The organism is Variovorax sp. 01T439_2 (assembly GCF_056398445.1).
This window is the reverse complement of sequence record NZ_JBFTPJ010000506.1, coordinates 1-6,016: the sequence shown is the minus strand read 5'-3', so window position 1 is coordinate 6,016 and position 6,016 is coordinate 1. Positions and strand designations below refer to the sequence as shown.

At 66.1% G+C, this 6,016-nt stretch carries 9 protein-coding genes and 1 pseudogene; 2 read left to right on the top strand and 8 right to left on the bottom strand.

What is annotated here, in order from left to right:
- The 6 genes and pseudogenes from rplF to rplN form a co-directional block, all read right to left on the bottom strand.
- Window positions 1-474 (bottom strand): 50S ribosomal protein L6 (gene rplF / locus AC1DOC_RS21705; RefSeq protein WP_478130460.1); only part of this gene is annotated, 474 nt, incomplete at its 3' end.
- A gap of 24 nt (window positions 475-498) precedes the next feature.
- Window positions 499-894 (bottom strand): 30S ribosomal protein S8, encoded by a 396-nt coding sequence (gene rpsH, locus AC1DOC_RS21700; RefSeq protein WP_015867797.1) that lies wholly within the window; start codon window positions 892-894, stop codon window positions 499-501.
- Window positions 895-914: 20 nt separating this feature from the next.
- A complete protein-coding gene (gene rpsN, locus AC1DOC_RS21695) occupies window positions 915-1,220 on the bottom strand; it encodes a 30S ribosomal protein S14 (protein WP_015867798.1) in 306 nt (101 codons plus the stop codon).
- 8 nt (window positions 1,221-1,228) lie between these two features.
- Window positions 1,229-1,771: a 50S ribosomal protein L5 gene (gene rplE, locus AC1DOC_RS21690; protein ID WP_478130461.1), complete on the bottom strand. Its 543-nt coding sequence runs from the start codon at window positions 1,769-1,771 to the stop codon at window positions 1,229-1,231.
- A pseudogene (gene rplX, locus AC1DOC_RS21685) lies at window positions 1,728-2,057 on the bottom strand (50S ribosomal protein L24); the annotation flags it as partial. The gene rplE and the pseudogene rplX, both read right to left, overlap by 44 nt.
- A 13-nt stretch (window positions 2,058-2,070) precedes the next feature.
- Window positions 2,071-2,439, bottom strand: a complete 369-nt coding sequence (rplN, locus tag AC1DOC_RS21680; protein ID WP_009124801.1) for a 50S ribosomal protein L14 — start codon at window positions 2,437-2,439, stop codon at window positions 2,071-2,073.
- Between the two features lie 247 nt (window positions 2,440-2,686).
- On the opposite strand from rplN, the gene AC1DOC_RS21675 reads away from it, so the two are divergent.
- Both AC1DOC_RS21675 and proC read left to right on the top strand, forming a co-directional pair.
- Complete coding sequence (locus AC1DOC_RS21675; protein ID WP_478080166.1) at window positions 2,687-3,829, top strand: esterase-like activity of phytase family protein; 1,143 nt, start codon at window positions 2,687-2,689, stop codon at window positions 3,827-3,829.
- Window positions 3,826-4,683, top strand: a complete 858-nt coding sequence (gene proC, locus AC1DOC_RS21670; protein WP_018905179.1) for a pyrroline-5-carboxylate reductase — start codon at window positions 3,826-3,828, stop codon at window positions 4,681-4,683. Before AC1DOC_RS21675 ends, proC begins: the two co-directional genes overlap by 4 nt.
- A gap of 6 nt (window positions 4,684-4,689) precedes the next feature.
- Here the strand turns inward: proC and AC1DOC_RS21665 are convergent, their stop codons facing one another.
- Complete coding sequence (locus tag AC1DOC_RS21665; protein ID WP_015867802.1) at window positions 4,690-5,157, bottom strand: MaoC/PaaZ C-terminal domain-containing protein; 468 nt, start codon at window positions 5,155-5,157, stop codon at window positions 4,690-4,692.
- A 19-nt stretch (window positions 5,158-5,176) separates the two neighbouring features.
- Window positions 5,177-6,016 (bottom strand): 4-hydroxybenzoate octaprenyltransferase (gene ubiA, locus AC1DOC_RS21660; protein ID WP_478130459.1); only part of this gene is annotated, 840 nt, incomplete at its 5' end.

Genomic DNA, 6,016 nt, shown 5'->3' with positions numbered 1-6,016 from the left:
CTTGTAGGGCTCAGGCGGACGAACAGCGCGGATCTCAGCGGCGATTTGACCAACGCGCTGACGGTCAGCACCCTTGATCACGATTTCGGTCGGCGTTGCAGTGGCCACCGTGATGCCTTGCGGCATGTCGATGTTGACCGGGTGCGAATAGCCGACTTGCAGGTTCAACTTGTTGTTGGACGCTGCAGCCTTGTAGCCGACGCCGACCAGGTTGAGCTTCTTCTCGAAGCCCTTGGTCACGCCAACCACCATGTTGTTCACCAGCTGGCGGATCGTGCCGCTCATCGCGTTCGCTTCACGCGACTCGTTGGCGGGCTCGAAATTCAGCTTGCCGTCGTTGCTGACGACCTTGACCAGGGGATTGCGTGCAAGGTTGAGCGTGCCGCCCGTGCCCTTGACGCTGATCTGGTCTTCCTTGATCGACACATCCACGCCTGCGGGGATGGTGATCGGCATTTTTCCTACTCGGGACATTTCAGTTACTCCTCGATGTCTCGGTTAGGCGACGTAGCACAGCACTTCGCCACCGACACCGGTAGCGCGCGCCTTGCGGTCGGTCATCACGCCCTTGGGGGTCGTGACGATCGCGACGCCCAGGCCGTTCTGGACTTGCGGAATGGAAGCACTGGCCTTGTAGACGCGCAGGCCGGGACGGCTCACGCGCTCGATGCGCTCGATGACCGGACGGCCAGCGTAGTACTTCAGGGTAATGACGAGTTCGGTCTTGCCGTCTTCGGTCTTGACCTGGAAACCGTCGATATAGCCTTCGTCCTTCAGGACCTGCGAGATCGCGATCTTCACCTTGGAAGACGGGACCGACACAGTGGGCTTCGCCACCATCTGCGCGTTACGGATACGCGTCAGCAGGTCGGCAATGGGATCACTCATGCTCATGTTGTTTGCTCCTGCCTGGCTTACCAGCTGGCCTTGGTGACACCGGGGATGTCGCCATTGAAGGCCAGTTCGCGGATCTTGGCGCGGGCCAGACCGAATTGACGGAAGGTGCCACGGGGGCGACCGGTGATTTCGCAACGGTTGCGCTGGCGCGTGGGGTTCGCGTTGCGCGGAAGCTTCTGCAGGCCCAGGCGGGCAGCAGCGCGCTCTTCGTCGCTCTTCTTCAGGTCGTTGGAGATTGCCTTCAGTTCCGCGTGCTTCGCAGCGTACTTGGCGACCAGCTTGTCGCGCTTGAGTTCGCGTTGGATCAGGGATTGTTTAGCCACGGTGCGCCTCAGTTCTTGAACGGGAAACGGAAACCAGCGAGAAGCGCCTTGGCTTCTTCGTCGGTCTTGGCCGTCGTCGTGATGCTGATGTTGAGACCGCGCAGGGCATCGACCTTGTCGTATTCGATCTCGGGGAAAATGATCTGTTCCTTGACGCCGATGTTGTAGTTGCCACGGCCGTCGAACGCACGGCCGGAAATGCCGCGGAAGTCGCGAACACGCGGCAGCGCGATGGTCACGAAACGGTCCAGGAACTCATACATCTGCACGCCACGCAGCGTGACCATGCAGCCGATCGGCTGGTTTTCGCGGATCTTGAAACCGGCGATGGCCTTCTTCGACTTGGTGACCACGGGCTTCTGGCCGGCGATCTTGGTCAGGTCGGCAACTGCGTTGTCCAGGACCTTCTTGTCGGCGACAGCTTCACCCACGCCCATGTTGAGCGTGATCTTGGTGAGACGGGGGACCTGCATCGGCGACTTGTAGCCGAACTTTTCCGTCAGGTCTGGCGAACTTGATTTCGTCGCCGCTGGACTTGAAGACGCGAACAGCCACGCGCTTGCCGTCAGCACCCTGGGTGATCTTGATGCCCACGCGATCGGCCTTGCCGGTCGCGGCATTGAAGATCGCCACGTTGGATTGGTGGATGGGCATGGTCTTCTCGACGATGCCGCCGGTCGTACCCTTGAGGGGGTTCGGCTTGGCGTGCTTCTTGACGATGTTCACGCCCTCGACGACGAGGTGCRAATCATCCTTGCGCAGCGAGACGGTGCCGCGCTTGCCTTTGTCGCGCCCGGCCAACACGATGACCTGGTCGCCTTTGCGAATCTTGTTCATGGCGTTGTTGTCCTTAGAGAACTTCGGGGGCCAGCGACACGATCTTCATGAACTTTTCGGTGCGCAGCTCGCGCGTCACCGGTCCGAAGATGCGGGTGCCGATCGGCTCCAGCTTGGCGTTGAGCAACACGGCTGCGTTGCCATCGAATTTGACGAGCGAACCGTCGGCGCGACGGATGCCCTTGGCGGTGCGGACCACCACTGCGCTGTAGATCTCGCCCTTTTTGACGCGACCACGCGGAGCGGCTTCCTTGATGCTCACCTTGATGACGTCGCCCACGCTGGCATAACGCCGCTTGGAGCCACCGAGCACCTTGATACACAGGACGGACTTCGCGCCTGTGTTGTCGGCCACTTCGAGCCGGGATTCAGTTTGGATCATTGCTAGTAGTTCCCAACTTGTACCGATGCGCCTCCGGGAGGGAAACGCTGCGGTCAGTCTTGGGCCCGTCGTCCGCACCTCGAACCACTCGAGGCACTTCCGCTTTGGGCTGAAAGCTTCGCCTTTTGAAGCGAAGCCTGCGATTGTTGCACGCAGGCCAAGGCATGTCAACTGCCTTCTGAGATCGAATCGAACTGGAACTAGACTCGGCGGCGTGCGCACCTTCGATCCAGGCCCCATATCGCCCATGCGCCGCCGGCTGCTGGCGGGCGCGGGCGCCATGGCGGCGGGGCTCGCAGGGCTGGGATTGGCCGGCTGCCGCAGTCCGGCCATTCCGCCGGCGGGGTCACAACGGCTGCGCCGCCTTGCCGAGGCGCACTGGCCGTACCGGCTGAATATACAGGGCACGACCGCCGGCGGCCTCTCGGGCATCGACTACGACGCAGAAAGAAGTGAGTACCTGCTGCTCAGCGACGATCGGTCAGACCTCGATCCTGCGCGTTTCTATGTGGCGCAATGGGCGCCTCCCTGGGCGCTGCCACCCGAACCGAAAGGTGTCGTGCAGCTGCAACGCCCGGGCGGCGGTCCCTGGCCTGCGCGGCGCCGCGCCGAGCCCGGCACCCCGGTTCCGGACCCCGAATCGCTGCGCCTGCGCCCAGGCGCCGGAACCCTGCTCTGGACGAGCGAAGGCGATGTGGGCCGGGGATTCGGCCCGGCCTTGTACGAGTCGGCGCGCGACGGCCGCCTGCTGCGCGAGTTCGCGCTGCCGGCCATGTTCAACCCCGATCCGGCCCGGCGCCGGGGCCCGCGCGACAACCTGGGCCTCGAGGGCCTGGCGCTGGCGCCCGACGGCCGCCACGCCTGGCTTGGCATGGAAAACGCGCTGATCCAGGACGGCCCGGTTCCCACCACGAGGGCGCCGGGCGGTCCCTGCCGGCTGACCCGGATCGACCTGGAGACCGGCCAGGCCACGCGCCAGATCGCCTATGTGCCCGATGCGATCCCGCTGCGGCCGCTCATTCCCGGCAGCCATGCGGACAACGGCATCAGCGAGATCCTGATGCTCGACGCCGACCGCATGCTGGTGCTGGAACGCGCCTATGCCACCGGCGCCGGAAACTCGCTGCGCCTGTACGAGATCGATACCCGCAACGCCACCGACGTGCTGGCGATCGACGCGCTCGCCGCGGACAACCACCGCCCCGCGCCGAAAACCCTGGTCGCCGACTTCGCCTGGCTCGGCCTTTCGCGCCTCGACAACACCGAGGGCATGTGCTGGGGACCGCCGCTTCCGGACGGCAAGCGCATGCTGGTGGTCGTGAGCGACGACAATTTCAACCCGCTGCAGACAACCCAGTTTGCGGCATTCGAATACACCGACCGACCATGACCATCGCCGTCACCTTCCTGCCCCGCACCGCACCGCCGCCGCTGCCTCCGATCGCCTTCATCGGCGGCGGCAACATGGCCAGTGCCATCATCGGCGGCCTCATCAAGCAGGGTACGCCCGCCGGCAGCTTCGAGGTGGTCGAGCCCTTCGAGGAGGCCCGCACCAAGCTCGCGCAATCCTTCGGCATTGCCGCTCACGCCGAGGCCGGCGACGCCCTTTCGCGCTGCTCGGTGGTGGTGTGGGCGGTCAAGCCGCAGACTTTCGCGGACGCGGCCGCCCCGGTGCGCGCATTCGCGGCCAACGCACTGCACCTGAGCGTGGCGGCCGGCATTCCGTCGGGCAGCATCGCGCGCTGGCTCGGCAGCGAACGCGTGGTGCGCGCCATGCCCAACACGCCGGCGCTGGTGGGCCAGGGCATGACCGGCCTTTTTGCGCGGGCCGCGGTGGAGGCCGCCGACCGCTCCCTGGTCGGGCAGCTGCTGGCGCCGACCGGCGAGCTGCTCTGGGTCGACGACGAAGCCGCGCTCGATGCGGTGACGGCCATGTCGGGCTCCGGCCCGGCCTACGTCTTCTATTTCATCGAAGCGATGACCGAAGCCGGCGTCGAGATGGGCCTGCCGCTCGAGCAGGCCCAGCGGCTGGCCATCGGCACCTTCACCGGCGCTTCGGCACTTGCGCACAGCGCCACCGAGCCGCCGTCGGTGCTGCGCGAACGCGTGACCTCCAAGGGCGGCACCACCCACGCGGCAATCAGCGCGCTCGAGGGCGCCGACGTCAAGGCGAAGTTCAAGGCCGCCATCCGTGCGGCGCAGAAGCGCGCCGCCGAGCTGGGCGAGGAATTCGGCCGCGCCTGAGCCTCGTCAGGCCGCCAGTGCGCGCGGCCCGAGGAAGACCAGCCACTCGGCCGCCAGCGTGACGGTGCCGTCCTCGAGCTCGAGCAGCACCGCCTCCTTCAGCAGGAAGCTGTCGCCGGGCTTGGGCGTCGCCTCGAGGATGCGCACACGCGCCCGGAAGCGCGCGCCGACCGGCATCGGCCTGACGAAGCGCAAGCGGTCGAATCCATAGTTCAGCGCGTGATTCGCATCGAAGGGCAGCAGCGTCCGCATGGCCTCGCCGGTCAGCCGGATCAGGTGCGACACCTGGAAGAAGCCCGGCACGATCGTTCCGCCGTAGTTCGCCTCGCGGGCGGCGCGCTCCGGATCGAGGTGGATCCATTCGCCCTCGCCGTCGCCCGAGAGCGCCGCGTACCGGTCGACCATCTCCTGCGTGATGAGGTGCCATCCGGACAGGCCTTCCTGGCCGATCTTCTGCGTCAGGCGATCGAGCATGTGCGTCCTGTCTTTCTAGCTAGCGAATGGCGTAGCCGGCCGCGATGCCGGCAAACACGGTGAAGCCGAGCCAGTGGTTCAGCCGGAAGGCCTTGAAGCAGCCGTCGCGCGTGCGCTCGCGGATCAGCCGCCAGTGCCAGGCGGCCTGCGCCAAGGCGATGCCGATGGCCGCGAAGAACACGACCCCCAGGCCCCGGCTCGCGCCAGCCCACGCCCAGACGGCCAGGAAGATGCCGTAGCTCGCCATGACGGCCGCCACGTCGAAGCGGCCGAAAGTGATGGCCGAGGTCTTCATGCCGATCTTCAGGTCGTCGTCGCGGTCGACCATTGCGTATTCGGTGTCGTAGGCCAGCACCCAGAACAGGTTGCCGGCCAGCAGCCAGGCGGCGAACACGGGCACGCTGGCTTGCACCGCCGCAAAAGCCATCGGAATGCCGAAGCTGAAGGCGATGCCGAGCACCGCCTGCGGAACCGACACGAAGCGCTTGGCGAACGGATAGGCCAAGGTGACGGCCAGCGCCGCGAACGACCACAGGATGGTGAGCCGGTTGGTCGTGAGCACCAGCCCGAAGGCCAGCAACGCCAGCACCGCACCCAACACCAGCGCCTCCCTGACCGAGACCGCGCCGCTGGTCACCGGCCGCTGGGCGGTCCGCTTCACGTGGCGGTCGAAGTCGCGGTCGGCCACGTCGTTGACGCAGCAGCCCGCGCTGCGCATCAGGATGGTGCCCAGCACGAACACGGCCAGCAGGTGCCAGCCCGGCCAGCCTTCGGCCGCGAACCAGAGCGCGCCCAGCGTGGGCCACAGCAGCAGCAGCCAGCCGGCGGGGCGGTTCCAGCGGATCAGGTCGAGATAGAG

Bases quoted from the DNA above. Each gene is read 5' to 3' on its own strand.
- AC1DOC_RS21665 (WP_015867802.1), bottom strand. From the start codon at position 5,157: ATGCTCGATCGCCTGACGCAGAAGATCGGCCAGGAAGGCCTGTCCGGA.
- rpsH (WP_015867797.1), bottom strand. From the start codon at position 894: ATGAGCATGAGTGATCCCATTGCCGACCTGCTGACGCGTATCCGTAAC.
- rplN (WP_009124801.1), bottom strand. From the start codon at position 2,439: ATGATCCAAACTGAATCCCGGCTCGAAGTGGCCGACAACACAGGCGCG.
- proC (WP_018905179.1), top strand. From the start codon at position 3,826: ATGACCATCGCCGTCACCTTCCTGCCCCGCACCGCACCGCCGCCGCTG.
- AC1DOC_RS21675 (WP_478080166.1), top strand. From the start codon at position 2,687: ATGCGCCGCCGGCTGCTGGCGGGCGCGGGCGCCATGGCGGCGGGGCTC.